At 70.2% G+C, this 26,240-nt stretch carries 20 protein-coding genes and 6 tRNA genes; 13 read left to right on the forward strand and 13 right to left on the reverse strand.

Going from position 1 to position 26,240, the window contains the following annotated elements; genetic code table 11:
- Positions 1 to 74: 74 nt before the first annotated feature.
- The 4 genes from ACIBBD_RS06435 to ACIBBD_RS06450 form a co-directional block, all read right to left on the reverse strand.
- Positions 75 to 1,652 carry an amino acid permease gene (locus tag ACIBBD_RS06435; protein WP_399418172.1) on the reverse strand — a complete coding sequence of 526 codons (1,578 nt, stop codon included), beginning with the start codon at positions 1,650 to 1,652 and terminating at the stop codon, positions 75 to 77.
- Positions 1,653 to 1,806: 154 nt separating this feature from the next.
- Positions 1,807 to 4,029 carry a DEAD/DEAH box helicase gene (locus tag ACIBBD_RS06440; RefSeq protein WP_399418173.1) on the reverse strand — a complete coding sequence of 741 codons (2,223 nt, stop codon included), beginning with the start codon at positions 4,027 to 4,029 and terminating at the stop codon, positions 1,807 to 1,809.
- 230 nt (positions 4,030 to 4,259) lie between these two features.
- Positions 4,260 to 4,793, reverse strand: coding sequence for a hypothetical protein (locus ACIBBD_RS06445; RefSeq protein WP_399418174.1), 534 nt, complete (start codon positions 4,791 to 4,793; stop codon positions 4,260 to 4,262).
- 85 nt (positions 4,794 to 4,878) lie between these two features.
- Positions 4,879 to 5,229 (reverse strand): metallopeptidase family protein, encoded by a 351-nt coding sequence (locus ACIBBD_RS06450; protein ID WP_003999986.1) that lies wholly within the window; start codon positions 5,227 to 5,229, stop codon positions 4,879 to 4,881.
- Positions 5,230 to 5,312: 83 nt separating this feature from the next.
- Between ACIBBD_RS06450 and ACIBBD_RS06455 the strand changes: the two genes are divergently transcribed.
- The 4 genes from ACIBBD_RS06455 (at position 5,313) to ACIBBD_RS06470 (ending at position 7,256) form a co-directional block, all read left to right on the forward strand.
- The gene (locus tag ACIBBD_RS06455; RefSeq protein WP_399418175.1) at positions 5,313 to 6,893 is read left to right on the forward strand and encodes a metallophosphoesterase; all 1,581 of its coding nucleotides are present in this window, start codon (positions 5,313 to 5,315) and stop codon (positions 6,891 to 6,893) included.
- Between the two features lie 80 nt (positions 6,894 to 6,973).
- Positions 6,974 to 7,046: transfer RNA gene (locus ACIBBD_RS06460), tRNA-Glu, on the forward strand.
- A gap of 37 nt (positions 7,047 to 7,083) precedes the next feature.
- Positions 7,084 to 7,158, forward strand: a tRNA-Asp gene (locus tag ACIBBD_RS06465).
- 24 nt (positions 7,159 to 7,182) lie between these two features.
- Positions 7,183 to 7,256: transfer RNA gene (locus ACIBBD_RS06470), tRNA-Phe, on the forward strand.
- A 110-nt stretch (positions 7,257 to 7,366) separates the two neighbouring features.
- Here ACIBBD_RS06470 and ACIBBD_RS06475 read toward each other — a convergent pair.
- The gene (locus ACIBBD_RS06475; protein ID WP_399418176.1) at positions 7,367 to 8,410 is read right to left on the reverse strand and encodes a hypothetical protein; all 1,044 of its coding nucleotides are present in this window, start codon (positions 8,408 to 8,410) and stop codon (positions 7,367 to 7,369) included.
- A gap of 246 nt (positions 8,411 to 8,656) precedes the next feature.
- Between ACIBBD_RS06475 and ACIBBD_RS06480 the strand changes: the two genes are divergently transcribed.
- The 4 genes from ACIBBD_RS06480 to ACIBBD_RS06495 all read left to right on the forward strand — a co-directional run bounded on the left by ACIBBD_RS06480 (position 8,657) and on the right by ACIBBD_RS06495 (position 13,891).
- Positions 8,657 to 8,833 carry a hypothetical protein gene (locus tag ACIBBD_RS06480; protein ID WP_399418177.1) on the forward strand — a complete coding sequence of 59 codons (177 nt, stop codon included), beginning with the start codon at positions 8,657 to 8,659 and terminating at the stop codon, positions 8,831 to 8,833.
- Positions 8,834 to 9,171: 338 nt separating this feature from the next.
- On the forward strand, positions 9,172 to 13,116 hold the full coding sequence (hrpA, locus tag ACIBBD_RS06485) for an ATP-dependent RNA helicase HrpA (RefSeq protein WP_399418178.1): 3,945 nt from the start codon (positions 9,172 to 9,174) through the stop codon (positions 13,114 to 13,116).
- Between the two features lie 94 nt (positions 13,117 to 13,210).
- Positions 13,211 to 13,285: transfer RNA gene (locus ACIBBD_RS06490), tRNA-Asp, on the forward strand.
- 414 nt (positions 13,286 to 13,699) lie between these two features.
- Positions 13,700 to 13,891: a DUF6274 family protein gene (locus ACIBBD_RS06495; RefSeq protein WP_399418179.1), complete on the forward strand. Its 192-nt coding sequence runs from the start codon at positions 13,700 to 13,702 to the stop codon at positions 13,889 to 13,891.
- 483 nt (positions 13,892 to 14,374) lie between these two features.
- On the opposite strand, the gene bldC is transcribed toward ACIBBD_RS06495, so the two are convergent.
- Positions 14,375 to 14,581, reverse strand: a complete 207-nt coding sequence (bldC, locus tag ACIBBD_RS06500; protein WP_003949541.1) for a developmental transcriptional regulator BldC — start codon at positions 14,579 to 14,581, stop codon at positions 14,375 to 14,377.
- Between the two features lie 557 nt (positions 14,582 to 15,138).
- Positions 15,139 to 15,981 carry a hypothetical protein gene (locus tag ACIBBD_RS06505; protein ID WP_399418180.1) on the reverse strand — a complete coding sequence of 281 codons (843 nt, stop codon included), beginning with the start codon at positions 15,979 to 15,981 and terminating at the stop codon, positions 15,139 to 15,141.
- 221 nt (positions 15,982 to 16,202) lie between these two features.
- On the opposite strand from ACIBBD_RS06505, the gene ACIBBD_RS06510 reads away from it, so the two are divergent.
- Positions 16,203 to 17,306 (forward strand): Leu/Phe/Val dehydrogenase, encoded by a 1,104-nt coding sequence (locus ACIBBD_RS06510; protein ID WP_399418181.1) that lies wholly within the window; start codon positions 16,203 to 16,205, stop codon positions 17,304 to 17,306.
- A gap of 338 nt (positions 17,307 to 17,644) precedes the next feature.
- Positions 17,645 to 17,893 carry a DUF3073 domain-containing protein gene (locus ACIBBD_RS06515; RefSeq protein WP_399418182.1) on the forward strand — a complete coding sequence of 83 codons (249 nt, stop codon included), beginning with the start codon at positions 17,645 to 17,647 and terminating at the stop codon, positions 17,891 to 17,893.
- A 68-nt stretch (positions 17,894 to 17,961) separates the two neighbouring features.
- On the opposite strand, the gene purM is transcribed toward ACIBBD_RS06515, so the two are convergent.
- The 6 genes from purM to purS form a co-directional block, all read right to left on the reverse strand.
- A complete protein-coding gene (gene purM, locus ACIBBD_RS06520) occupies positions 17,962 to 19,068 on the reverse strand; it encodes a phosphoribosylformylglycinamidine cyclo-ligase (protein ID WP_399418183.1) in 1,107 nt (368 codons plus the stop codon).
- A gap of 37 nt (positions 19,069 to 19,105) precedes the next feature.
- Entirely contained in the window at positions 19,106 to 20,632 is a 1,527-nt protein-coding gene (gene purF, locus ACIBBD_RS06525) for an amidophosphoribosyltransferase (RefSeq protein WP_399418184.1), read from the reverse strand.
- A 222-nt stretch (positions 20,633 to 20,854) separates the two neighbouring features.
- On the reverse strand, positions 20,855 to 21,652 hold the full coding sequence (locus ACIBBD_RS06530) for a sterol carrier family protein (protein WP_399418185.1): 798 nt from the start codon (positions 21,650 to 21,652) through the stop codon (positions 20,855 to 20,857).
- A gap of 84 nt (positions 21,653 to 21,736) precedes the next feature.
- On the reverse strand, positions 21,737 to 23,995 hold the full coding sequence (purL, locus tag ACIBBD_RS06535; RefSeq protein ID WP_399418186.1) for a phosphoribosylformylglycinamidine synthase subunit PurL: 2,259 nt from the start codon (positions 23,993 to 23,995) through the stop codon (positions 21,737 to 21,739).
- Positions 23,992 to 24,672 carry a phosphoribosylformylglycinamidine synthase subunit PurQ gene (gene purQ, locus ACIBBD_RS06540; RefSeq protein ID WP_399418187.1) on the reverse strand — a complete coding sequence of 227 codons (681 nt, stop codon included), beginning with the start codon at positions 24,670 to 24,672 and terminating at the stop codon, positions 23,992 to 23,994. The genes purL and purQ overlap by 4 nt, the downstream gene beginning before the upstream one ends.
- Positions 24,669 to 24,932 carry a phosphoribosylformylglycinamidine synthase subunit PurS gene (gene purS / locus ACIBBD_RS06545; protein WP_399418188.1) on the reverse strand — a complete coding sequence of 88 codons (264 nt, stop codon included), beginning with the start codon at positions 24,930 to 24,932 and terminating at the stop codon, positions 24,669 to 24,671. The genes purQ and purS overlap by 4 nt, the downstream gene beginning before the upstream one ends.
- 362 nt (positions 24,933 to 25,294) lie before the next feature.
- Here purS and ACIBBD_RS06550 point away from each other — a divergent pair, with 362 nt between their 5' ends.
- From ACIBBD_RS06550 to ACIBBD_RS06560, 3 genes are all read left to right on the forward strand, one after another.
- Entirely contained in the window at positions 25,295 to 25,612 is a 318-nt protein-coding gene (locus tag ACIBBD_RS06550; protein WP_399418189.1) for an Lsr2 family protein, read from the forward strand.
- 325 nt (positions 25,613 to 25,937) lie between these two features.
- Positions 25,938 to 26,009, forward strand: a tRNA-Gly gene (locus ACIBBD_RS06555).
- Between the two features lie 80 nt (positions 26,010 to 26,089).
- A tRNA-Gly gene (locus tag ACIBBD_RS06560) sits at positions 26,090 to 26,162 on the forward strand.
- Positions 26,163 to 26,240: the final 78 nt, after the last annotated feature.

The following is a 26,240-nucleotide window of genomic DNA, read 5'->3' on the forward strand; positions in this document are numbered from 1 at the left end:
CCCGAGCATAGCCGGACGAGGCCGTGTCTCCGATCGGGTATCGGGGACACGGCCCTGCCGGGGGCGGAGAAAGGTCACGGATCCGTCGTTTCGGCGGCCGGCCCCGCTCCGGTCGCCCCCGCCCCGGTCGCCGGGACCGTCCCCGCTCCCGTCCCCTCCCCGGCCGCACGCGCGGAATGCGCGGGGTTCAGGAACCAGTGCCGGGCGGAGACCAGCCACCAGGTGGCGGCGAAGCCGAGGACGACCAGGACGGCGACGGGGGCGTAGTTGAAGGTCTCCGGGGTCACCGGGGAGACCTGGGGCAGCATGAAGAGGACCGTGATGACGGCCACCCAGGTCACCGCCACGACTCCCACCGCCCGCGACCACCGGCCCAGGTGCCACGGCCCCCGTTCGAAGGCCTCGCCCTTGCGCAGGCGCAGCAGGGTGGGGATGACGTAGGCGATGTAGAGGCCGATCACGGCGATCGAGGTGACCGCCGCGTACGCCGTGACGTTGATCAGGTACGGCAGGCCGAGCAGCAGCGCTCCGCCGGCCGCCAGCCAGACCGCCGCGACGGGTGTGCGGGTGCGGGGGCTGACGGTGTGCCAGACGCGTGAGAAGGGCAGGGCGCCGTCGCGGGAGAAGGCGTAGATCATGCGGCTGTTGGCGGTCACGGACGCCATCCCGCAGAAGAGCTGTGCGCCGATGACGACGAGCAGCAGCAGCTTGCCCGCCGTCGCGCCGAGCGCGTCGAGGAGGATCTGGGCGGGCGGCGCGCCGGTCGGGGAGGTGAGGGCGCCCTCGTAGGACTGGATCGCGAAGGTGAAGCCGAGGAGGAGGACGAAGCCGGCTATCCAGGAGGTCCAGATGGACCGCACGATGCCCTTCGGGCCCGCCGTCGACGCGTCGCGGGTCTCCTCCGTCATGTGGGCGGAGGCGTCGTAGCCGGTGAAGGTGTACTGGGCCATGAGGAGACCCAGCAGGACGACGTACACCCCGCTGCCCCAGCCCGTGTTGTTGACGAACTCGCCGAAGACGAAGGACGCCGACCGGTGCCGGTCGGGGACGATCGCGAGCGCGCCGACGATCACGGCCACGCCGATCACGTGCCACCACACGCTCACGCTGTTCAGCAGGGCGACGATGCGCACACCGAAGGTGTTCAGCAGGCCGTGCAGCAGCAGGATCCCGGCGAAGAGGAGGATCGTGCGGCCCGGCGTCACCTCGAAGCCGAACTGGAGGTTCAGGTAGGCGCCGAGGAAGGACGCGGCCCCGAAGTCGATACCGGCCGTCACGGCGACCTGGCCGAGCACGTTGAACCAGCCCGTGAACCAGGCCCAGGCCGCCGCCGACCGCGGAGGTGCCAGGCGGTGTGCCCAGAAGTAGAGACCGGCGGACGTCGGGTACGCCGAGCAGATCTCGGCCATCGACAGCCCGACGAACAGCGTCATCAGGCCGACGGCGACCCAGCCCCAGGTGATCACGGCCGGGCCGCCGGTGTTCATGCCGAACAGGTACAGCGTCAGACAGCCCGACAGCACCGAGATGATCGTGAACGAGACCGCGTAGTTGGAGAACGCCGACATGCGGCGGGCGAGAACCTGCGTGTAACCGAGCTGGGCCAGCCGTTCCTCGTCAGAGAGCCCACTCGCTCTGGCGTCATCTGTCATGCCCCCAGCAATTCCCTCGCCGAGGGCGTGACACACGTCACACGGTGACCGGAAAAGGCCCCCGCCTGGAAAAGGCACCCGTAGTTCCGGAAAACGCCGTGGCCCCCACCGGTGAATCGGTGGGGGCCACGGCGTCTGATCGGCTCAGCCGAGGTCAGCCGTTGCGCTTCCAGCGCGGCTTGTCCTCGCGGCGCTGGAAGGAGCCGCCGCCGCGGTGGTCGTCGCGACGGTGGTCGTCACGGCGGCCGTACGGGCGGTCGTGGCCGCCGGTGCGGAAGCCCGGGCGGTCGTCGCGGCGGTCGCGGTTGAACGGACGGTCGCTGCCGCGGTGGCCGCCGCGCTCGTCACGGCCGCGGAAGCCGCCGCGGTCGTCACGGCGCTCGAACGAACGGCCGCCGCGCTCGTCGCGGTTGAAGCCGCGGTCACGGTCACGGTCGCGGTCGAACGGACGACGGTCGTCGCGCCGCTCGAAGGTACGCCCGCCACGGTCGTCACGACGCTCGAACGAACGGCCGCCGCGCTCGTCGCGGTTGAAGCCGCGGTCACGGTCACGGTCGCGGTCGAACGGACGACGGTCGTCGCGCCGCTCGAAGGTACGCCCGCCACGGTCGTCACGGTCCCGGTTGAACCCACGGTCCCGGTCACGGTCCCGGTTGAAGCCACCCCGGTCACCACGGTCACCGCGGTCGTTCCGGTCGCCCCGGTCATCGCGACCGCGGAAGCCGCCCCGGTCGTCACGGCGCTCGAACGAACGCTCACGGTCCCGCTCGAAGGGCTTCCGCTCACGCCGCTCGTACGACGACGACGCCGGACGCTCCTCGCGCCCGCCCCGGTCGTCCCGGTCGATGTCCCGCGCGGCCGGCTGCTCCGGCACGGAGACCTCGGTCACGGCCGGAGCCTCGACGGTCTCCCCGGCCGCTGCCGCCGCCTGCGCCTCGGCCACCGCCGCCTCGGGGTCCTCGCCCCGCTCGCGCGCGACCCGGGCGACCAGCCGGTCGGCCTCCTCGCGCAGCTCGGCCGCCCGGCGCTGCGCCCGCTCGAGCTGCTTGGTGAGGTGGGCGACCTCGCGTTCGGCCTGCTGCGCGGCGTTGCCCGCCGACTCGGCCTGGACCTCGGTCATGGACCGGGCACCGGTGATCTCGGCGACCTCCGGGTCGAAGGCCGCGCCGCCCTGGATGATGTGGCGCCCGGCGTCGACGCCCGCGTCCTCCATCAGACGGAAGATCTGGCGCCGCTGGTGCGGCAGCGACAGGGACACGACCGTGCCGGTGCGCCCGGCCCGCGCCGTACGGCCCGCCCGGTGCAGGTAGTCCTTGTGGTCGCCGGCCGGGTCCACGTTCAGGACCAGGTCGATGCCGTCGACGTGGATGCCGCGCGCCGCGACGTCCGTCGCGACCAGGACGTTGACGTAGCCGTCCTTGAAGTCGGCCAGGGTCCGCGTGCGCGCGCCCTGCGTCATGCCGCCGTGCAGCGCGTCGGCCTTCACACCGGCGTCCCGCAGCTGCTCGGCGACGCGGTCGGCGCCCAGCTGGGTGCGGACGAAGATGATGGTGCGGCCCTTGCGGGAGGCGATCGCGGCCGTGACCGGCGCCTTGTCCTTGGGCTTCACGATGAGGATGTGGTGCGACATGGTCGTCACCGCGCCCTGCGCCGCGTCGACCTCGTGCGAGACGGGGTCGTTGAGGTAGCGGTCGACGAGGGTCTTGATCTCGTTCTCCATGGTCGCGGAGAACAGCATCCGCTGACCGCCCGCCGGGACCTGGTCGAGCAGTTCCGTCACCTCGGGCAGGAAGCCCAGGTCGGACATCTGGTCGGCCTCGTCGAGGACGGCGATCTGCACGTCCTCCAGGGAGCAGGCGCCCCGGTTGATGATGTCGCGCAGACGGCCGGGCGTGGCGACCAGGATGTCGACGCCGCGCTCGAGGGCGTAGATCTGGTTGCCCATCGACGTACCGCCGCAGACGACCTTCATCTTCAGGCCGACGACGTCGCCGTACGGCTGGAGCGCGTCGGCGACCTGCATCGCCAGCTCGCGGGTCGGCGTGAGGATGATCGCGCGCGGCTTCTTCTTCTCGGTGCGGCCGCCGGCCAGCATGGCCAGGGTCGGCAGGCCGAAGGAGAGGGTCTTGCCGGAGCCGGTGCGGCCACGGCCGAGGATGTCCTTGCCGGCCAGGGCGTCCGGGATGGTCGCCGCCTGGATCGGGAAGGGGGTGGTCACGCCGTTCTGCGCGAGCTTGCGCACGAGGCCCTCGGGCAGACCCAGGTCCGCGAAGGTCACCTGGGGCGCCTCGTCGGCGACGGCCTCGAGGGTCTCGACGGTCTCGACGGCCTCGTCGCTCTCGGGGACGACGACGTGATCAGTGGTGGAAATGGACATGCGTATGCGAAACCTTCCGGAGTCTCGTCGGCACGCGCCCGTCAACTCCGTGATTCGCAATACGACCGCCTCAATGCGGTCAGCCACGGCAAGGGAGAGTACGCGCCACACGGCGCGCTCTGCGTTGGCGCCGGGCAAATGGGATCAAACGATCTACCACCATACGCACCCACCACCCCCGAAGGCAAACCGAGCCCCAGGGACGTAGGTCACACGGCCGGATCCCCGTCCTACGCCGGCGCCCCGGCCTCCGGGGCGGGCTCCCGCTCCACCAGTTGCGGCGTCGGCTCCTCGGGCGCCGACGACGACGGCTCCGCGACCGTCGGCTCCGGGGAGGGCGACGGCGGGGGCTCCGGCGACGGCGGCGGCTCCGGATCGGAGGAACGCGTCGGCGTGGGCTCGTCCTTCGGCGACTCGGGGCGCCCGGGCTTGTCCGGCTTGTTGCCCTTGCCCGGCTTCCCTCCGGCCGCCGGCTCGCTCGCACCCGTCGAGGGCGAGGCCGAAGGAGCCGCCGACTCACCCGGCCTGCCCTTCTTGCCGTCCTTGCCGTGCCCGCGCCGGTCGTCGCGGCCCGCCGCGTCGAACCCGTGTCCGCCGGCCGATCCCCCGGGGCCGCCGTCCGGCGCCTCGCCCCCCGGCTGTCCCGCCGACCGCGACGGCTCGGCCCGATCCCCCTCCCCGTCACCCACGCTCATGCATCCGGCGGCCGCGGCGACGGCCATGACCGTGACGGCCAGGCGAACAGGCAGGTACAAGGGGCGCACGGGCCACCTCCGGGGGCAGACGCAGGAGTCAACCTCACCAACTCCCGTCGCCCACGGGAGGACACGCGCCCCGCACGACGACGACTCAGCCGTAGCCCAGCGCGTGCAGCCGGGCGTCGTCGATCCCGAAGTGATGCGCGATCTCGTGGACCACGGTCACCTCCGTCTCCTCGACGACCTCCTCCCGCGTCTCGCACATCCTGAGCGTCGGCCCCCGGTAGATCGTGATCCGGTCCGGCAGCACGCCCGCGTACCACTCGCCACGATCGGTCAGCGGAGTCCCCTCGTAGAGCCCGAGCAACTCGGGATCGTCCGCCGGCGGCTCGTCCTCGACGAACACGGCGACGTTGTCCATCAGCCGTGTCAGCTCCGGCGGGATCCGGTCCAGCGCCTCGGCAACCAGTTCCTCGAACTCCTCGCGCGTCATCTCCAGCACGGGCCCATTCTCCGGTACGACACGGTCGTACGAGGGCACGAACGGCCCGCATATCCGGGCGCGCACTTGGGCATACGGGACCAATGGCCCGCGTCCCCGCCGCCGCACCGAACCCCATGAACCACCTGAAACGCTTCCGCCGCCCCCGCCGCTCCCCCCGCACGACCCCCGAACTCGCCGCCACACCCCGCCCCTGGGCCCGCGCCGCCGGCCTGACCGCCGTCGTCCTTGTCGGCGCCTGGCTCGGTCTGCTGATCGTCGGAAACGTCCGCGCCGCCGTCGGCCCGATGAACACGACGATGACGCTGCGGCCCTCCGTCACCGGCGGCACCAAGATCAACATCTCCCCGCTGGGCGCGCTGCACCTCGACAGCCACGTCGCTCCCGTCCGTCTGGACGTCAACGTCGACCAGCTCGACCCCGTCCGCTCCCAGGCCCTCGTCGACCACCCCGAACGCCTCTCCGGCCTCCAGGACGAGGTCACCCGCGACGTCGAACACGGCACCCTCGACCTCGCCGTGCGCTCCTGCGTCGCCGTCGTCTCCGGCGCCACCGCGCTCGGCCTCGCCGTCTACCGCCGTCCCCGCCGCGCCCTCGCCGCCGGTGGCCTGGCCCTCGCCCTCCTGACCGCCTCCGGCGCCACCGCCTACGCCACCTGGAACCCCAAGTCCGTCCTCGAACCCCGCTTCTCGGGCCTGCTCTCCTCGGCCCCCTCCGTCGTCGGCAACGCCCGCAGCATCGTCACCGAGTTCGACGTCTACCAGCGGGAACTCGCCCGCCTCGTCACCAACGTCACCAAGCTCTACGACGTCACCTCCACCCTCCCCGCCTACCAGCCCGACCCCACCACCGTCCGCGTCCTGCACGTCTCCGACATCCACCTCAACCCCGCGAGCTGGAAGATCATCGCCTCGCTCGTCGAGCAGTACAAGGTCGACGTCATCGTCGACTCCGGCGACACCATGGACCACGGCTCGGCTGCGGAGAACGGCTTCCTCGACCCCATCGCCGACCTGGGCGCGCCCTACGTCTGGGTCCGCGGCAACCACGACTCGGCCGTCACCCAGCGCTACCTGGAGGGCATCAAGAACGTCCACGTCCTCGACGGCGGCCGTGCGGTCACGATCGCGGGGCTGCGCTTCGCCGGCATGGGCGACCCGCAGTTCACCCCCGACCGCTCGCAGGTCCCCGGCGGCAAAGGCGTCCAGGAAGCGGCCGGCGACCGCCTCGCCGCCGCGCTGCGCGCCCAGCGGGCCGCGGGCACGCCCGTCGACATCGCCATCGCCCACGAGCCCTCCGCCGCCCGCCGGACCGACGGCGAGGTCCCCCTCGTCCTGGCCGGCCACATCCACCACGCGAAGATGGAGATCCTCGAGAACGGCACCCGACTGCGCACCGAGGGCTCCACCGGTGGCAGCGGCCTGCGCGCCGTCGAGGGCACGTACCCCGACCCCATCGAGGCGTCGATCCTCTACTTCGACCGCGACACCCGCCGCCTCCAGGCCTGGGACGCGATCAAGCTGGGCGGCCTGGGCCTGACCACGGCCGAGGTCAGCCGCCACCTCCCGAAGGAGAACCAGCCGGGAGCCGACCAGTCCCCCAGCCCCTCCCCGACACCCTCCACCACACCCCCGTCCCCCACCCCGTCCGGAGCCGCTCCGTAAACCGTTTTGGCGTTACCTCCCGCCATCCCATATGCTTCTCACGTCCCCGACGCGCTGAGAAGCGCCCAGGCGGGCCGATAGCCCTCATCGTCTAGCGGCCTAGGACGCCGCCCTTTCAAGGCGGTAGCACGGGTTCGAATCCCGTTGGGGGCACGCAACAACGTGTGCGACACTGTCGTACACATCGCTTGGTCCTGTGGAGCAGTTTGGAGTGCTCGCCACCCTGTCAAGGTGGAGGCCGCGGGTTCAAATCCCGTCAGGACCGCTGAGGTTTCACGTGAAACCTCGCGGCTGGGTAGCTCAGTTGGTACGAGCGTCCGCCTGAAAAGCGGAAGGTCGCCGGTTCGACCCCGGCCCCAGCCACCGCAGCCCATCAGGGCAGAAACCCCCGTCGAGATCATCGGCGGGGGTTTCGCGTTGGCGTATCACGACGGCGGTACGGCGGCAGCCCCCGGGAGCGCAGCCGTACGCCCTCACCTGTCCACCGCGGTCGTTGCCGGACCGGGGGCGAGGCCCAGCGGGCGGGACCACGTGCCGAGGGCGGCGAATTTCGAGACCGCTGCGTGGACGACCCTCGCGGGGTTCTGGGTGAGGCCGGCGGGGAGGGCCCGCACTCGGTGCAGGAGAGGAATGTCTCCGCGGGCGAACCCCTGCCAGGTGCCGTCCTCGCGGCGGCCCTCCGGCCTGGTGACCTCCAGCAGGCCGAACGCGGCGAGCGCCTGGTGGGTGTCGTAGACCTCGCGGGACAGCCCGAACAGGCCGGCCCGGACCTCCCACCCCACCCGCACCTGCTCCTCCAGGGCTCCCAGTTGCAGCCACATCAGATAGGCCGCCGTCTCGCTCTTGGTCAGGACGTGCACCCAGCCCTGGGTGAAGAACTCCCGGGGCACGGCGAGACACGCCTCCGACAGGGAGGGGACGCGGTACCTGACCGCACCGGCCCGGGAGTTCCGCCCGCCCTCCTTCAGCAGCTCGAAGTCGTCGTACCGGAGCCCGTCCCCGCTGCGCCCCAGCCCGACCAGGCCCTTGCGGGACAACGTCTCCAGAGCGGCGCGCAACTGCCGCAGCTTGTTGCCGGTGTGGCCGGAGACGTAGTCGGCGCCCTTTCCCGACCGTGCGGAGGACGCCACGAGGTCCAGCCAGGTGAAGTCCGCGTCGGTGCGGCGCCGGTCGAGGGGGATGCCGTTGCGCCACGGCCGTCCCGGTCCGGTCGTGCACTGCGCGGCGAACAGCGCGGTCAGGTGGAACTGCAGGGCGACCCCCTGCGACACCAGGAGCTGGGCGAAGCGGGGCAGCGCCGCCGCCGGCGGTCGCCGTCGATCGTCCAGTGGCCCGGCGGGCATGCGGGGATTGCGCAGGTACGCGGTGCGCAGACGGATCTCGGACGGAGCGAGGCCGCCCTCCCACAGGGCCCGCGTCGACTGCACCACGTCCGGCAGCGATCCGTCCCGGTCGAGCCGCCGCAGGGTCTCCGCCCGCTTCGCCGCCCGCTGCTGGTTCTGTGTCCGCTCGGTCACGCACCCCCCGATGCACCTTGATCCTGACCCCTTGGTCCGAGTGTACGTAACGTGCCGTCACGGTCCGCTGCGTTACGTATGGAGTAGTAAGTCGGACCAAGGCGTAGCACCGACCTCCCGGGAGGGGCTTCGCGGTGATCGAGGATGGGTGGTGCCGGGCCGGACGGCCCGAGCGACCGGGAGCGGCGACGCCGGCCAGCAGAGGCCGCTCCCGACCACACCACCAGTGCTCGGGAGGAGCCAGTGATGCACCACCAGCCTATGCAGCACACGACCGACCTCGTCGTCTTCGTGGCCGTGCTCGTCGTCGGGGTCGTCCTTGTGATGAGCGGGCGGACCACGGCCCAGGACATGGCCGTCCTCGGGTCCGCGCTGTCCGCCCTCTTCGCGGCCTGGCACCGCCGGCCCGTCCGGCGGGCCTAGGTGTACTGACCCGCGGAGCTGTTCGCGCGGGTCAGTACACCCATGACCCTCCCCCGTGCCCCCGCGGGCCGGATGCCGAAGCGGGGCACGGGGAAGGCTGTCCGCGGGGACGCCCCACCCCGAGCCGCCACCCCGAACGCCACAGCCGCCACCCCGAACGCCAGAGCCTCCGCCACGAGCCGCCGCCACGAACATCGTCATGAGCCGCTTCCACGCCCCCCAACTGCCTCACCGCACCACCGCCTCGCCGCCGCCCACCGGCCCACCACCCCCCGCCGCACCGCCGGAGGCAAAAGCGTTCGCCACGTTTTTCCCCGGGATGAGATCCTGGATCGCGTATGTCTACGCACCCTGCCCCCGCCCTCGGCGCCCTCGCCCCCCGCCTGGCCGAGCTGTCCCTGCGCGACGCGCACCGGCTCGGGCGCAGGCTCGAAGGTGCGCGCAAGATCCGTAAGCCGGAAGCCCGTGACGCCGTTCTCGCCGAGATCGAGGCGGAGGTCGGGCTGGCCGCGGAGCGCATGGACGCGCGGCGGGCCCGGGTGCCTGCCGTCACCTATCCCGAGCAGCTCCCCGTCAGCCAGAAGAAGGACGTGATCGCGGACGCCATCCGTGATCACCAGGTCGTCATCGTCGCGGGTGAGACCGGGTCCGGTAAGACGACCCAGATCCCGAAGATCTGCCTGGAGCTGGGCCGGGGTGTGCGCGGCATGATCGGGCACACGCAGCCGCGCAGGCTCGCCGCCCGCACCGTCGCCGAGCGCGTGGCCGACGAGCTGAGGACGCCCCTCGGGGAGGCCGTCGGCTGGAAGGTGCGGTTCACCGACCAGGTGAACCCGGACGCGACCTTCGTCAAGCTGATGACGGACGGCATCCTGCTCGCCGAGATCCAGACCGACCGCGAGCTGCGCGCCTACGACACGATCATCATCGACGAGGCCCACGAGCGGTCCCTCAACATCGACTTCCTGCTGGGCTACCTCGCCCAGCTGCTGCCCAAGCGGCCGGACCTCAAGGTCGTCATCACCTCGGCCACCATCGACCCCGAACGGTTCTCGCGGCACTTCGGTGACGCGCCGATCATCGAGGTCAGCGGGCGGACGTACCCCGTCGAGGTGCGGTACCGCCCGCTGCTGGAGGAGGACTCCGAGGACGCGGACCGGGACCAGATCACCGCGATCACCGACGCCGTCGAGGAGCTGATGGGCGAGGGGCAGGGCGACATCCTCGTCTTCCTCTCCGGTGAGCGGGAGATCAGGGACACCGCGGACGCGCTGGAGAAGAAGAAGTACCGGTTCACCGAGGTGCTCCCGCTGTACGCCCGGCTGTCCCATGCCGAGCAGCACCGTGTGTTCCAGCCGCACACCGGCCGCAGGATCGTGCTGGCGACCAACGTGGCGGAGACCTCGCTGACCGTCCCGGGCATCAAGTACGTCATCGACCCCGGCTTCGCCCGGATCAGCCGCTACAGCCACCGCACCAAGGTGCAGCGGCTGCCCATCGAGCCGATCTCGCAGGCCAGCGCCAACCAGCGCAAGGGCCGCTGCGGGCGGACCAGCGACGGTATCTGCATCCGCCTCTACAGCGAGGACGACTTCCTCGCCCGTCCGGAGTTCACGGACGCGGAGATCCTGCGGACGAACCTGGCGAGCGTCATCCTGCAGATGACCGCGGCCGGCCTCGGCGACATCGAGAAGTTCCCGTTCATCGATCCGCCGGACCACCGCAACATCCGCGACGGCGTGCAGCTCCTGCAGGAGCTGGGGGCGCTCGACCCGGTCCAGAAGGACCCGCGCAAGCGGCTCACGCAGACCGGCCGGAAGCTGGCCCAGCTGCCCGTCGACCCGCGGCTGGCCCGCATGGTCCTCGAGGCCGACAAGAACGGCTGTGCCCGCGAGGTGATGGTGATAGCCGCCGCGCTGTCCATCCAGGACCCGCGCGAGCGCCCGGCCGACAAGCAGACCCAGGCCGACCAGCAGCACGCCCGCTTCAAGGACGAGACGAGCGACTTCCTCGCCTACCTCAACCTGTGGCGTTACGTCCGTGAGCAGCAGCGCGAGCGCGGCTCGTCGTCCTTCCGCCGGATGTGCAAGCAGGAGTACCTGAACTTCCTGCGCATCCGTGAGTGGCAGGACATCTACACCCAGCTCCGCACCGTCGCCAAGCAGATGGGCATCCACCTCAACGAGCAGGACGCCCCCGCCGACAGCATCCACACCTCCCTCCTCGCCGGGCTGCTCTCGCACATCGGCATGAAGGACGTGAAGGACGGCAACAAGAACGAGTACCTCGGCGCCCGCAGCGCCAAGTTCGCGATCTTCCCCGGCTCGGCGCTGTTCAAGAAGCAGCCCCGGTTCGTGATGTCGGCGGAGCTGGTGGAGACGAGCCGCCTGTGGGCCCGGGTCAACGCCAGGATCGAGCCGGAGTGGGTCGAGCCGCTCGCCGGGCACCTGCTGAAGCGGACGTACAGCGAGCCGCACTGGGAGAAGGACCAGGCCGCGGTGATGGCGTACGAGAAGGTCACGCTGTACGGCGTGCCGATCGTCGCCCAGCGGAAGGTGAACTACGGGCGGATCGACCCGGAGACGAGCCGCGAACTTTTCATTCGCAACGCGCTGGTGGAGGGCGACTGGCGGACGCACCACAAGTTCTTCGCCGACAACCGCAAGCTCCTCAGCGAGGTCGAGGAGCTGGAGCACCGGGCCCGCCGCCGGGACATCGTGGTCGACGACGAGACGCTGTTCGACTTCTACGACCAGCGGGTGCCCGAGCACGTGGTCTCCGGCGCCCACTTCGACTCCTGGTGGAAGCGCAAGCGGCACGAGCAGCCGGACTTCCTGGACTTCGAGCGGGAGATGCTCATCCGGGAGTCGGCGGAGGCGGTCACCAAGGCCGATTACCCGGACTCCTGGCGGCAGGGCCCGCTGAAGTTCCGGGTGACCTACCAGTTCGAGCCGGGCGCGGACGCGGACGGCGTGACCGTCCACATCCCGCTCCAGGTCCTGAACCAGGTCACGGACGAGGGCTTCGACTGGCAGATCCCGGGCCTCAGGGAAGAGGTCGTCACCGAACTGATCCGCTCCCTGCCGAAGCCGATCCGCCGCAACTACGTGCCGGCGCCGAACTTCGCGCAGCGGTTCCTCGACCAGGCGGTGCCGTCGGGGGAACCGCTGACGACGGCCATGGCCCGCGAACTGAAGCGCATGGTCGGCGTTCCCTTCGAGGCCGACGACTTCGACTGGTCGAAGGTCCCCGACCACCTGAAGATCACCTTCCGGATCGTCGACGAGCGGCGCCGCAAGCTGGCCGAGGACAAGGACCTGGAGGCCCTGAAGCTGCGGCTGAAGCCGAAGGCCCGCCAGGCGCTCTCCCAGGCCGCCGCGGCGACCGCCGAGCGGCGGGGCGGCGAGTCCCTTGAGCGGTCGGGCCTGACGGACTGGACGATCGGCACGCTCACCCCCGTCTTCGAGACCCGCCGCGCCGGTCAGCCGGTGAAGGCGTACCCGGCGCTGGTCGACGACGGCGACACCGTCTCCGTACGGCTCTTCGACACGGAGGCGGAGCAGGCGGAGGCGATGTGGAAGGGCACGCGCCGGCTGATCCTGCGCAACATCCCGGTCAACCCCGCGAAGTTCGCGTCCGAGAAGCTGACGAATCCTCAGAAGCTCGCGCTGTCGGCGAATCCGCACGGTTCCGTCCAGGCGCTGTTCGACGACTGCGCGACGGCGGCGGCGGACAAGCTGATCGGGGACTTCGGCGGGCCCGCGTGGGACGAGGAGTCGTACCGGAAGCTGTACGACAGGGTGCGCGCCGAGATCGTCGACACGACCGTGCGCACGGTCGGCCAGGTGCAGCAGGTGCTGGCCGCCTGGCAGGCCTGCGAGCGCCGCCTGAAGGGCGTACGCAGCCCCGCGCTGCTGGCAAACCTCACGGACGTGCGCAAGCAGCTGGACGCGCTCGTACGGCCGGGCTTCGTGACGCAGACGGGACTGCGCCGGCTGCCGGACCTGATGCGGTACCTGGTGGCCGCGGACCGGCGCCTGCAGCAGATGCCGGCCAACGTCCAGCGGGACACCACCCGCATGGAGAAGGTCCACGAGATGCAGGACGAGTACGCCTGGCTGCTGGAGCAGCTGCCCCAGGGCCGACCGGTGCCGTCCTCGGTCCTGGACATCCGCTGGATGATCGAGGAGCTCCGGGTCAGCTATTTCGCCCACGCGTTGGGCACGGCGTACCCCGTCTCCGACAAGCGGATCGTGAAGGCGATCGACGCGGCCGCGCCGTGACGGGTCCGGTACGGAGGGTGAGTTCGACCAAGGGCTCACCCTCCTGTACAGTCTCTTCTCGCAGCACAACGCAACACCAAGTGCCGCGAAACCTGGTCCTGTGGAGCAGTTTGGAGTGCTCGCCACCCTGTCAAGGTGGAGGCCGCGGGTTCAAATCCCGTCAGGACCGCAGTGAAACGAGAGCCCGGGTCTTCGGACCCGGGCTCTTCGCATGCCACGGGTCGGTGGCGAAGCCGCCATCGGGGCAGCACTTCCCGTCCGGCGGCTTCGCTCCGCCCGCCAGGCGTTGGCGGCGCAGCCGCATCCCGTACCGCGCGCCCGCATCGCGCGCCCCTCCCGCGCCTCCGCGCCGCGGAGAGCGCGTCTTTTCGTGTCCCGGGCCACTGCTTCGGCGGTGACCACCCCTTTTCATGACCTGCGCCGCGTCGTCGGCTCCCCGCACGCCCCCGGACGCCGGCCCGGCGGGCCGGGAGGAGCCGCGTCGTTCGCCCGCACGCGTCCCGCTCCCTTGACGGCGTCACATTCCCTCGGTACCCCAGAGGTCAGGGCCGCGTTCCCGGCGCGGGCCTTCCGGAGGTGGCGTATGGCGGCATCGGCTAGGCACGAGACGCGGGCGCTGCTCCGCGCGCATCTGTCGGCCGCGTCGTCCTACCGGCACCTGACCCGCCACTGCCCGATCTGCCACCGTCTGCTGCGGCTGGCGATGGACGGCGCTCCACGGGGCCCCCAGGCCCCGCAGGAGCCCGACGGGGGCGACGAGACCCCTCCCGCGTGACCGTCACGCCTCAACGGCCGTACGGCCGTGGGGTGCTGGAGCGTCGAAGGCAGGCGCTCCCCCTCTAGCGCACGGCCGGTGACGGCGACAAGGCCAGTGGTATGTGACGGGTGTCACCGCATGAGTTTCCGAAATCAGGGTTCTTACCCATCTCCTACAACTGGTCAATTTAATATGTGCAATTGCACCACTGCGCGCACCCCACCGGAGCCCCGTCGGAGGAAGCTCCCCGGAACCCTCCCAGCAACTCCCCGGAACCCTCCCAGTGACCCCCCAGACTCCGACAAGGCCGCTCACAGAGCCACCTGGCAGACAGGCCACAGGCACAAAAAAATCGCGCTGGACTCGGCGGAGTCCAGCGCGATCGACGACGCACCGTGTGGGTTACGGACCTGTTGGGGCAGGACCCGCGTCGCTTGGAGCTAGGGTTCGGGCGCCTCGGCAGATTGGGGGACCTGCGGCGTTGCCCGGTTATTCAGTTGTTCAGGCCTCGCTGCGCTGCTGCGGGATGCCCGCCAGCAGGGCGCGGACCTCGGCCTCGCGGTAACGGCGGTGCCCGCCGAGCGTACGGATCGACGTGAGCTTGCCGGCCTTCGCCCACCGCGTCACCGTCTTCGGGTCCACGCGGAACATGGTGGCGACCTCAGCCGGGGTCAGCAGCGGCTCAGCATCAGGGGTGCGAGCGGTCATGAGCGGCCTCCTCGGGAGAACCGAACCTTCTCGGTTCTTTCCTCTAAATTCTGCACCTTGACCCGCGTTGCCCGAAATGGCGGACGCGAGTCGAGTCGGTTATAGGACGAACGGCTTGTCCTCGGCACTACAACTACACCATCCGTCCAGCCGCGTCGGCCAAACCGATGGAATTGCCCCCCAGGTGTTCATCGGCGACGGAAGCCGATGGACCATGCCATAGCGGACAGTCACGCCAGTGTGACGATCAGTCACACGGCGATCAGGAGTCACCAGACCCCCCAAAGCGTGCAATGCTGAGATTCCCCCCACGGTGGAGCACAAGTGGACGGACGGAGCCTCCCCGGACTCCTTGTCCTATTTTGGCATGAGGAGGGGCAAGCGACGCAAGGGCCGCGTACGTGCGGTCCATCACCCTTCGCGACCCTTGCGCCATACGCCCGGAACGGGGCCAACGCCCCGTCAGTTCCGTGAAGTCGGTAGACCGTACGCTGTTCGAAGCCGTCATGGCCGTGACGTACGTCACTAAAGGAACGTCTGTCGCGTCTGTCACACCGTCAGTTCGCCGAGCGCCGGTCCCGCACCGACCGCCACCGCTCCACGAGCCGGGCGTACGCCTCGCCCGCCGCGCCGCCGTCGCCCCGCCGCAGGGCGTCGATGCCCTCGGCCACGTCAGCCGCCGAGTGATCGCTCTCCAGGTCCCCGGCCGGCACGGTGTGGACGAGACCGCCGTAGTCCAGCTCGACCAGTGAGCGCGGGTGGAACTCCTCCAGCCAGCGCCCCACGTCCACCAGGCCGTCGATCAGCGGCCCCTCGTCCATCGCGTCCCGGAGCGCGCGCAGGCCGCGGGCCACCCGGCGCCGGGCCTGCACCATCGGCGTGCGGTAGCGCAGCACGGGGGGCAGCTCCGCGGTCCCTTTGTCCCACTCGCGCTCCTCGTCGGCGACGAGCACGAACCAGTGCAGCGGGACGTGCCAGGTCGCCGTACGGATCCAGGGGCGGGCATCGGGGTTGCGGGTCAGCCAGCGCTCGTAGTCCTGGGCGGCCTGGAGACGGACCACCGGGGGCAGGACCGCGTCCAGGACCGGTCCGGGCAGCTCGTCCCCCAGCTCACCGAGCGCCTGCCAGCCGCGCAGCCGGGTGCGCCACGGGCAGACGCACGTCACGCCCTCCACCTCGAGCACGAACGCGTCCCCGCTCTCGTGCACCGGCACCGCCACCGGCGGCACGGGGAGCAGGTCGGCCAGGGAGCGGCGCAGCTCGTCCTGGTAGGAGGGCCGGTCGGGGCGGCGGGCGTAGCGCTCCCAGTGGCCGCGCTCGGGCTCGGGAAAGGCGCCCAGCGGTTCGTACACGCGCAGATAGGCCGCGTACGGAACGATCACCGAGGACACCTGGGGCACGCCTGCTCCCTCCCCTTTCGGCCGAGTGGGAAACCTGTCCGGCCCGCACCTGAACGGGCTGGAAAACCTGCAAATCGTCCCACGTCCGTACTCCGCAAGAAGGTGATCCGGAACACCACGCGTTCGATGGGCCGCACAGGCTCTACGCTCATCCCACAGGCCCCGCCACCCGTACGGGAGCCACCGTCCCACCCGCCGCTAGTTACCCAGGAGTCACCACAGTGACCGACGTATCCGGCGCCTCAGTTGACGTACTGAACACCGTCTTCCACTCGGATCAGGGGGGTCATGAGCAGGTCGTGCTCTGCCAGGACCGGGCCAGCGGGCTCAAGGCCGTCATCGCCCTCCACTCCACCGCCCTGGGCCCCGCGCTCGGCGGTACGCGCTTCTACCCGTACGCGACCGAGGCGGAGGCCGTCGCCGACGCCCTGAACCTCGCGCGCGGCATGTCGTACAAGAACGCCATGGCCGGGCTGGACCACGGCGGCGGCAAGGCCGTGATCATCGGCGACCCCGAAGTGATCAAGACAGAGCAGCTGCTGCTCGCGTACGGCCGTTTCGTGGCCTCGCTCGGTGGGCGGTACGTGACCGCCTGCGACGTCGGCACGTACGTGGCCGACATGGACGTCGTGGCCCGTGAGTGCCGCTGGACGACCGGGCGCTCCCCGGAGAACGGCGGCGCCGGCGACTCGTCGGTGCTGACCGCCTTCGGCGTCTACCAGGGCATGCGGGCCAGTGCCCAGCACCTGTGGGGCGACCCGTCGCTGCGCGGTCGCAGGGTCGGGGTCGCGGGCGTCGGCAAGGTCGGCCACCACCTGGTGGAGCACCTGCGCAACGAGGGCGCCGAGGTCGTGATCACGGACGTGCGCGAGGAGGCCGTACGCCGGATCCTCGACCGGCACGCCGAGGGCGTGACGGCCGTCGCGGACACCGAGGCGCTGATCAGGGTCGACGGGCTCGACATCTACGCCCCCTGCGCGCTGGGCGGGGCGCTGAACGACGACTCGGTGCCGGCGCTGACCGCCCGGATCGTCTGCGGCGCGGCCAACAACCAGCTCGCCCACCCGGGCGTCGAGAAGGACCTCGCCGACCGCGGGATCCTCTACGCGCCGGACTACGTGGTGAACGCAGGCGGGGTCATCCAGGTCGCCGACGAGCTGCACGGCTTCGACTTCGACCGGTGCAAGACGAAGGCCGCGAAGATCTTCGACACCACGCTCGCCATATTCGCACGTGCGAAGACAGACGGGATTCCGCCGGCCGCGGCGGCCGACCGGATCGCCGAGCAGCGGATGCACGACGCGGCCCAGGCGCGCGGGTGGTGAGGCGGAGGACGGGCTTCCGCTGAGCCTCCGGAGGGCCCCGGCGCCGTTCCGTCCGCGGGTTTGTTCGGTACCTGCCGGTGGAAAGTTAGAGAGAACTCTCACTCCTACCGGCGGGTCGTCCGCCAATAAGTGGTTAAAATCGCCACTGACCAGCGAGGACGGGGCGCCTCGAAGGTTCTGCGCACACGCGCGTCCTGCGGGCGACGTACCGTATGGGTGCGGGCTCAGGTACCGTGGAAGCCCTACGGACCGGCCTCTCTGCGGAGAGTCCGTTCCGGATCATGAACGCGTGTCAAGACTCTGGGGCCGTCGAGCCCCGTCGTTGAGGGGGTCGAGCCATGGGGCGCGGCCGGGCCAAGGCCAAGCAAGCGAAGGTCGCCCGCCAGCTGAAGTACAACAGCGGCGGGACGGACCTCTCACGCCTGGCCGAAGAGCTGGGCGCATCGACGTCGAACACGTCGCCGAACGGCGACCCGTTCGAGGACGATGAGCACGACGACGACCTCTACAGCCGGTACGCCGACCTGTACGAGGACGACGATGACGAGGACGACGACTCCTCGCGACAACACCGTCGCGGCGCTTGACCTTGTATTGAGCACTTACCCGGTCGGTGACTTCGGTCACCGACCGGGTCTTGTGCTGTCCGCAGGGTTCAGCCGGCGTAGTCCCCGACCAGGGCGGCACCAGTGGTGTGCTCGCCCCGCTCGGTGATCTCGCCGGCCACCCAGGCATCGACTCCACGGTCGGCGAGCGTCGCGAGGGCCACGTCCGTCGACTCCTCCGGGACGATCGCGATCATGCCGACGCCCATGTTGAGGGTCTTCTCCAGCTCGAGCCGCTCGACCTTCCCGGTCCGGCCAACGAGGTCGAAGATCGGGGCGGGCGTCCAGGTGGAGCGGTCGACGATCGCGTGCAGTCCGTCCGGGACGACCCGCGCCAGGTTGGCCGCGAGTCCGCCGCCGGTCACATGGCTGAAGGCGTGCACCTCGGTGGTGCGGGTCAGGGCCAGGCAGTCCAGCGAGTAGATCTTCGTCGGCTCCAGGAGTTCCTCGCCGAGGGTGCGGCCGAGTTCGTCGATCCGCGCGTCGAGGGAGAGACCGGCCTGGTTCAGCAGGACGTGCCGGACGAGGGAGTACCCGTTCGAGTGAAGCCCGGAGGCCGCCATGGCGATCACCGTGTCACCCGTGCGGATGCGATCGGCGCCCAGCAGACGGTCGGCCTCCACGACGCCCGTACCGGCGCCGGCGACGTCGAAGTCGTCCTCGCCCAGCAGGCCCGGGTGTTCGGCCGTCTCGCCGCCCACCAGGGCGCAGCCGGCCAGCACACAGCCCTCGGCGATGCCCTTGACGATGGCGGCGACGCGCTCGGGGTGGACCTTGCCGACGCAGATGTAGTCGGTCATGAACAGCGGCTCGGCGCCGCACACCACGATGTCGTCCATGACCATGGCGACCAGGTCGTGGCCGATGGTGTCGTAGACGCCCATCTGGCGGGCCACGTCGACCTTGGTGCCGACGCCGTCCGTGGCGGAGGCCAGCAGCGGGCGCTCGTAGCGCTTGAGGGCGGAGGCGTCGAAGAGGCCGGCGAAACCGCCGAGGCCGCCGAGGACCTCGGGGCGCTGTGTCTTCTTCACCCACTCCTTCATCAGCTCGACCGCGCGGTCGCCCGCTTCGATGTCGACGCCGGCAGCCGCGTAGGAAGCACCGGAAACACCGGAATTGCCCGTCGACGGAGTCGACTGGTCTGGCACAGCAGACATTGCCTGGGATCTTTCGGGTTGGTGATACGTACGGGGCTTACGGGCGGCGGATCGCGTCGGCCGCGGCCGTGGCGGCCGGGCCCGCGGCCAGCTCCGTCTCCAGGAGCTGCTTGCCGAGCAGCTCGGGGTCGGGGAGCTCCATCGGGTACTCGCCGTCGAAGCAGGCGCGGCAGAGGTTCGGCTTGGCGATGGTGGTCGCCTCGATCATGCCGTCGATGGAGATGTACGCCAGGGAGTCGGCGCCGAGCGAGGTGCCGATCTCCTCGATGGTCATGCCGTTGGCGATGAGCTCGGCGCGGGTGGCGAAGTCGATGCCGAAGAAGCAGGGCCACTTCACGGGCGGCGAGGAGATCCGGATGTGGACCTCGGCGGCACCCGCCTCGCGGAGCATGCGGACCAGGGCGCGCTGGGTGTTGCCGCGGACGATCGAGTCGTCGACGACGACCAGGCGCTTGCCCTTGATGACTTCCTTGAGCGGGTTCAGCTTCAGGCGGATGCCGAGCTGGCGGATGGTCTGCGAGGGCTGGATGAAGGTCCGGCCGACGTACGCGTTCTTGACCAGGCCGGCGCCGAACGGGATGCCGGAGGCCTCCGCGTAGCCGATGGCGGCCGGAGTGCCGGACTCCGGGGTCGCTATGACCAGGTCGGCCTCGACCGGGGCCTCCTTCGCCAGGCGGCGGCCCATCTCCACGCGGGAGAGGTACACGTTCCGGCCGGCGATGTCGGTGTCGGGGCGGGCCAGGTAGACGTACTCGAAGACACAGCCCTTGGGCTTCGCTTCCGCGAAGCGGGAGGTGCGCAGGCCGTTCTCGTCGATGGCGACGAACTCGCCCGGTTCGATCTCGCGGACGAAGCTGGCGCCGCAGATGTCGAGGGCGGCGGACTCGGAGGCGACGACCCAGCCGCGCTCCAGGCGGCCGAGGACCAGCGGGCGGATGCCCTGCGGGTCACGCCCCGCGTAGAGGGTGTGCTCGTCCATGAAGACGAGGGAGAAGGCGCCCTTGACCTGCGGGAGGATCTGGTGGGCGGCCTCTTCGATGGTCAGCGGCTTGCCGTCCTCGTCGACCTGGGCCGCGAGCAGCGCGGTGAGCAGGTCGGTGTCGTTGGTGGCCGCGACGCGCGGGGAGCGGCCTTCCTGCTTGGGCAGGTCGGCGACCATCTCGGCGAGCTGGGCGGTGTTGACGAGGTTGCCGTTGTGACCGAGCGCGATCGAGCCGTGCGCGGTGGCTCGGAACGTCGGCTGGGCGTTCTCCCACACGGAGGCGCCGGTGGTCGAGTAGCGGGCGTGTCCGACCGCGATGTGACCCTGGAGGGAACCGAGCGAGGTCTCGTCGAAGACCTGGGAAACCAGGCCCATGTCCTTGAAGACGAGGATCTGGGAGCCGTTGCTGACCGCGATTCCCGCGGATTCCTGGCCCCGATGCTGGAGGGCGTAGAGCCCGAAGTACGTGAGCTTTGCGACCTCTTCGCCCGGAGCCCAGACACCGAAGACGCCGCAAGCGTCCTGGGGGCCCTTCTCGCCGGGAAGCAGATCGTGATTGAGTCGACCGTCACCACGTGGCACGTCATCGAGTGTAGGCGAGGTCGACCACTGGTCCGAATTGGGGATACTTGCCGGTAACTCGATCACGAGGCCGCCACCCCCTCGCCGATCCCCTTATTTCCGCAGGTCAGAGCGGGGATACGATGATCGACTCAGGCGGGCGGGGCGCCCCGGCGGGGGCGGGCCGGGGGCTCGTTCCGATGGCGCAAGTGAAATGTCGCACATCGATCGGTGCCCTGGGCGTCAGGACATCAGCGGCAGCAGCTCCGTGAGGTCCGCCCGCTCCCCGCTCGCGCTCACCTTCGCGTCCTCCACGGCGTCCTTCCAGGCCAGCCGCCCGGTCGCCAGCCGGACCCAGGTCAGCGGGTCGGTCTCGACGACGTTCGGCGGCGTCCCACGGGTGTGCCGGGGACCCTCCACGCACTGCACGACGGCATACGGCGGCACGCGCACCTCCGTCGCTCCGCCGGGCGCCTTCACCGCGAGGGCGTCGGCGAGCAGGCGGGTGGCCGCGGCCAGGGCCTGTCGGTCGTACGGGACGTCCAGACCGGGCACGGCGGCGTTCAGGTCGTCGGTGTGGACGACGAGTTCGACGGTGCGGGTGACCAGGTAGTCGGCCAGGGGCAGCGCGCCGGCGTTGGTCCGCAGCAGCCGGGTGGCGGGATGGGCGTCGAGCTGCTCGGCGAGGCCCCGCGCCACACCCTCGAGGTAGGCGTCCAGGTCCAAGTTCTCCTCGGACAGCCGCCGGGTGAACTCGTCGATGGCCGCGGAGTGGGCGCCGGTCGCGAACGGCCAGTCGAGGATCGTGGCGTCCTGCTTCGACGGCTCCGGCAGGTCGAGGGACCGGCCGATGGCCGTGAGGGCCATCCCGATGTGCGCGACCAGGTCCCGCACGGTCCAGTCGCCCAGCCGGGTGGGCCGTGCGAGCTGCTCGGGCGTGAGCGTGACGACCGCCTGCCGTACGTGGCCGAGCTGGGCCAGTACCGCGGTGCGGATCCTGGCGGGGTCGTAGGTCCTGGTGCGCTTCTTCGCCGGGGACATGACCATGAGCCTAGGCCGTCCGGGAACGGCGAAGGCCCCGACCGCGCGAATGGTCGGGGCCTTCTGCCGGTCGTACGGCCGCTCCTACGCGAGCAGCGCCGGGATGGTCTCCTCGTGCGCGGTGCGCAGGTCCTCGAGGGACAGCTCGAACTCGCCCTGGAGCTCGACCGTGTCCCCGTCGACGACACCGATGCGGGTGGCCGGCAGGCCGCGGGCGCCGCACATGTCGTTGAAGCGGACCTCCTCCGAGCGCGGGACGGCGACGACCGCGCGGCCGGCCGACTCCGAGAAGAGGAAGGTGAAGGCGTCCAGACCGTCCGGCACGATCAGGCGGGCGCCCTTGCCGCCGAGCAGCGCCGACTCCACGACCGCCTGGATCAGGCCGCCGTCGGAGAGGTCGTGCGCGGAGTCGATCATGCCGTCGCGGGAGGCGGAGATCATGATCTCGGCCAGCAGGCGCTCGCGCTCCAGGTCGACCTTGGGCGGCAGGCCGCCGAGGTGGTCGTGGATCACCTGGGACCAGGCCGAACCGCCGAACTCCTCACGGGTGTCGCCGAGGAGGTACAGCAGCTGGCCTTCCTCCTGGAAGGCCACCGGCGTACGGCGGGCGACGTCGTCGATCACGCCGAGGACGGCCACGACCGGGGTCGGGTGGATGGCGGCCTCGCCCGTCTGGTTGTAGAGCGAGACGTTGCCGCCGGTGACCGGGGTGCCGAGCTGCTGGCAGCCGTCGGCCAGGCCGCGGATGGCCTCCGCGAACTGCCACATCACCGCCGGGTCCTCGGGCGAGCCGAAGTTCAGGCAGTCGGAGACGGCGAGCGGCTTGGCGCCGGTGGTGGCGACGTTGCGGTACGCCTCGGCGAGGGCGAGCTGGGCGCCGTGGTACGGGTCCAGCTTGGCGTACCGGCCGTTGCCGTCGGTGGCGATGGCGACGCCGAGGCCGGTCTCCTCGTCGATGCGGATCATGCCGGAGTCCTCGGGCTGGGCGAGGACGGTGTTGCCCTGGACGAAGTGGTCGTACTGCGAGGTGATCCACTTCTTGGAGGCCTGGTTCGGCGACGACACCAGCTTCAGGACCTGGTCCTTCAGCTCCTCGCCGGTCTGCGGGCGCGGCAGCTTGTTCGCGTCGTCCGCCTGGAGGGCGTCCTGCCACTCCGGACGGGCGTACGGGCGCTCGTAGACCGGGCCCTCGTGGGCGACCGTGCGCGGGTCGACGTCGACGATCTTGCCGCCGTGCCAGTAGATCTCCAGGCGGTCGCCGTCGGTCACCTCACCGATGACGGTGGCGATGACGTCCCACTTCTCGCAGATCTCCAGGAAGCGGTCGACCTTCCCCGGCTCGACGACCGCGCACATGCGCTCCTGCGACTCGCTCATGAGGATCTCCTCGGGCGAGAGCGTGGAGTCGCGCAGCGGTACGTCGTCCAGGATCACGCGCATGCCGCCGGAGCCGTTGGAGGCGAGCTCGGAGGTGGCACAGGACAGACCGGCCGCGCCGAGGTCCTGGATGCCGACGACCAGCTTCTCCTTGAAGGCCTCCAGGGTGCACTCGATGAGGAGCTTCTCCTGGAAGGGGTCGCCGACCTGGACGGCCGGGCGCTTCGACGGCTTGGCGTCGTCGAAGGTCTCGGAGGCGAGGATCGAGGCGCCGCCGATGCCGTCGCCGCCGGTGCGGGCGCCGTAGAGGATGACCTTGTTGCCGGCGCCGGAGGCCTTCGCCAGGTGGATGTCCTCGTGCCGCATGACGCCGATGGCACCGGCGTTGACCAGCGGGTTGCCCTGGTAGCAGGCGTCGAAGACGACCTCGCCGCCGATGTTCGGCAGGCCGAGGCAGTTGCCGTAGCCGCCGATGCCTGCGACGACGCCCGGCAGGACGCGCCGGGTGTCGGGGTGGTCCGCCGCGCCGAAGCGCAGCGGGTCCACGACGGCGACCGGGCGGGCGCCCATCGCGATGATGTCGCGGACGATGCCGCCGACGCCCGTGGCCGCGCCCTGGTAGGGCTCGACGTACGACGGGTGGTTGTGCGACTCGACCTTGAAGGTGACCGCGTAGCCCTGGCCGACGTCGACGACACCGGCGTTCTCACCGATGCCGACGAGGAGGGCGTCGGACTGCGGGGCCTTCTCGCCGAACTGGCGCAGGTGCACCTTCGACGACTTGTACGAGCAGTGCTCGGACCACATGACCGAGTACATGGCGAGCTCGGCGCCGGTGGGGCGACGGCCCAGGATCTCGACGATCCGCTCGTACTCGTCCTTCTTCAGGCCGAGTTCGGCCCAGGGCAGCTCGACGTCGGGGGTCGCGGCCGCGTGCTCGACCGTGTCCAGAGGCGTCCGGCTCATACGTTGACCAGCTTCTTGAGGATCGAGGTGAAGAAGGGGAGGCCGTCGGTGCGGCCGGAGCCGATCAGCGGCTCCACGGCGTGCTCGGGGTGCGGCATGAGGCCCACGACGTTCCCGGCCTCGTTGGTGATGCCGGCGATGTCGCGGAGCGAGCCGTTGGGGTTGAAGTCGACGTACCGGAACGCGACCCGGCCCTCGGCCTCCAGCTTGTCGAGCGTGTACTCGTCGGCGACGTACCGGCCGTCCATGTTCTTCAGCGGGATGTGGATCTCCTGGCCGGCCGTGTAGTCGGTCGTCCAGGAGGTCTCCGCGTTCTCCACCCGCAGCTTCTGGTCGCGGCAGATGAAGTGGAGGTGGTCGTTGCCGAGCATCGCGCCCGGAAGGAGGTGGGCCTCGGTGAGGATCTGGAAGCCGTTGCAGATGCCGAGGACCGGCAGGCCGGCCTTGGCCTGCTCGATCAGGGGCTCCATCACCGGCGAGAAGCGGGCGATGGCACCGGCGCGCAGATAGTCGCCGTAGGAGAAACCTCCGCACAGCACCACGGCGTCGACCTGGTGGAGGTTCTTGTCCTTGTGCCACAGGGCGACCGGTTCCGCGCCCGCGAGGCGGACCGCGCGCTGGGTGTCCCGGTCGTCGAGGCTGCCCGGGAAAGTGACGACGCCAATACGAGCGGTCACTTGACGGCCTCCGCGACTTCGTCGACCCGAACCGTGAAGTCCTCGATCACGGTGTTGGCGAGGAAGGATTCCGCCAGATCGTGGATGCGGGCGAGGACGGCCTCGTCGACCGGTCCGTCAACTTCCAGTTCGAATCGCTTTCCCTGACGTACGTCGGAGATGCCTTCGAAACCCAGCCGCGGCAGTGCGCGCTGCACCGCCTGGCCCTGGGGGTCGAGGATCTCCGGCTTGAGCATGACGTCGACTACGACGCGTGCCACTGGCACTCCCGGTGTTGTGGTGCTGAGCAGGTTCCTGCAGGTGTCTTCAGACTACCCGCACAAAATTTCTACGCGAGTAGAGTTGGAGGAATCTACGTGAGCGCGATCACGCCCGGCGTCACGATCAGGTAGCGGAGCTGCCCCTTCACGAAAAGTTCAGGGAAAGATCCCGGACGCGCCCCGCTTCCCTATTGCGCTGGGACACGCTGGGAGATTTAGTCGAGCTTCACATTCGATTGCCGGGCACTGTACAAATGAATTGGCAATAGCCGATACTTTGCCCCGTAACAGGCGGACAGTCGACAACTCCGTGACGTCTTGGCACGTCACCGCAGAGCTGTCGCACGAAGGGACCGATATTCGTGGCGCAGAAGGTCGTGGTCACTCTCTTTGACGACATCGACGGCTCGGAAGCGGCGGAAACGATCGCCTTCGGACTCGACGGCAAGTCGTACGAGATCGACCTGAATGAAACCAATGCCGAGAAACTGCGTAAGGCGCTCGCGCCGTACGTGGAGGCCGGCCGCAAGCGGTCGAGGTCCGGCAGGGCGTACAAGCAGACGGAGGTCGCCCCCGACCCGGCGGCCGTCCGCGCCTGGGCCCAGGCGAACAAGATGGAGGTCCCCGCGCGCGGGCGGATCCCCAAGAAGGTCTACGAGGCGTTCGCCGAGGCTCAGTGATCCGGGCGGGCCGATGCGGGCCGGCTGATTCAGGCCGACTGATGCCTGGATGCTCCGGACTAGGTGATCGGGTGCGGGCGGGCGATCGGGGCCGGGTCCCGGCGCTCCGGGTCGGGTGACCGGGTCGCCGTGGTCCTCCTCCGGACCGGGTGACCGAGTGCGGGTGGCCGGGTCCGGGTGGTCCGTCCGCCGGGCCGCCGGGGCGCGTCCCGGGGTCCCTCAGCGGGCCCTGGGAGCAACCGACTTGCGCTACCCCCCTCATGGTCGGCTAATGTCTGGAGCACGCCGCCGGGCGGGGCCGAAAAGCCCAGCTCACGGAGGCCGTGCGGGTGTAGTTCAGTAGCAGAACATCCCCCTTCCAGGGGGAAGGCGCAGTGTGCAATTCCTGTCACCCGCTCTGCATCGCCGTCCCGACCACCTTGGTGGATCAGGTAGGCTGGTGCTCGCGCCGATCGGTGAGAGCCGGTCGGAGGCAACGCGGACGTAGCTCAGTTGGTAGAGCGCAACCTTGCCAAGGTTGAGGTCGCGAGTTCGAGCCTCGTCGTCCGCTCGGGAATGAGACCCCGGTCCAATGGACCGGGGTCTTTTCGTATGCCCGCGGTCCTCCTGACATTTGTCATGCGGAGTG

Origin of the sequence: Streptomyces sp. NPDC051315 (genome assembly GCF_044455165.1) — a bacterium.
Lineage (GTDB): Bacteria > Actinomycetota > Actinomycetes > Streptomycetales > Streptomycetaceae > Streptomyces.

Excerpts from the sequence above, each read along its gene's own strand:
- hrpA (WP_399418178.1), top strand. The coding sequence starts at position 9,172 with ATGTCTACGCACCCTGCCCCCGCCCTCGGCGCCCTCGCCCCCCGCCTG.
- ACIBBD_RS06515 (WP_399418182.1), top strand. The coding sequence starts at position 17,645 with ATGGGGCGCGGCCGGGCCAAGGCCAAGCAAGCGAAGGTCGCCCGCCAG.
- ACIBBD_RS06435 (WP_399418172.1), bottom strand. The coding sequence starts at position 1,652 with ATGACAGATGACGCCAGAGCGAGTGGGCTCTCTGACGAGGAACGGCTG.
- purM (WP_399418183.1), bottom strand. The coding sequence starts at position 19,068 with ATGTCTGCTGTGCCAGACCAGTCGACTCCGTCGACGGGCAATTCCGGT.
- bldC (WP_003949541.1), bottom strand. The coding sequence starts at position 14,581 with ATGACCGCTCGCACCCCTGATGCTGAGCCGCTGCTGACCCCGGCTGAG.
- ACIBBD_RS06480 (WP_399418177.1), top strand. The coding sequence starts at position 8,657 with ATGCACCACCAGCCTATGCAGCACACGACCGACCTCGTCGTCTTCGTG.
- ACIBBD_RS06495 (WP_399418179.1), top strand. The coding sequence starts at position 13,700 with ATGGCGGCATCGGCTAGGCACGAGACGCGGGCGCTGCTCCGCGCGCAT.
- ACIBBD_RS06530 (WP_399418185.1), bottom strand. The coding sequence starts at position 21,652 with ATGTCCCCGGCGAAGAAGCGCACCAGGACCTACGACCCCGCCAGGATC.
- purL (WP_399418186.1), bottom strand. The coding sequence starts at position 23,995 with ATGAGCCGGACGCCTCTGGACACGGTCGAGCACGCGGCCGCGACCCCC.
- ACIBBD_RS06455 (WP_399418175.1), top strand. The coding sequence starts at position 5,313 with ATGGCCCGCGTCCCCGCCGCCGCACCGAACCCCATGAACCACCTGAAA.
- ACIBBD_RS06440 (WP_399418173.1), bottom strand. The coding sequence starts at position 4,029 with ATGTCCATTTCCACCACTGATCACGTCGTCGTCCCCGAGAGCGACGAG.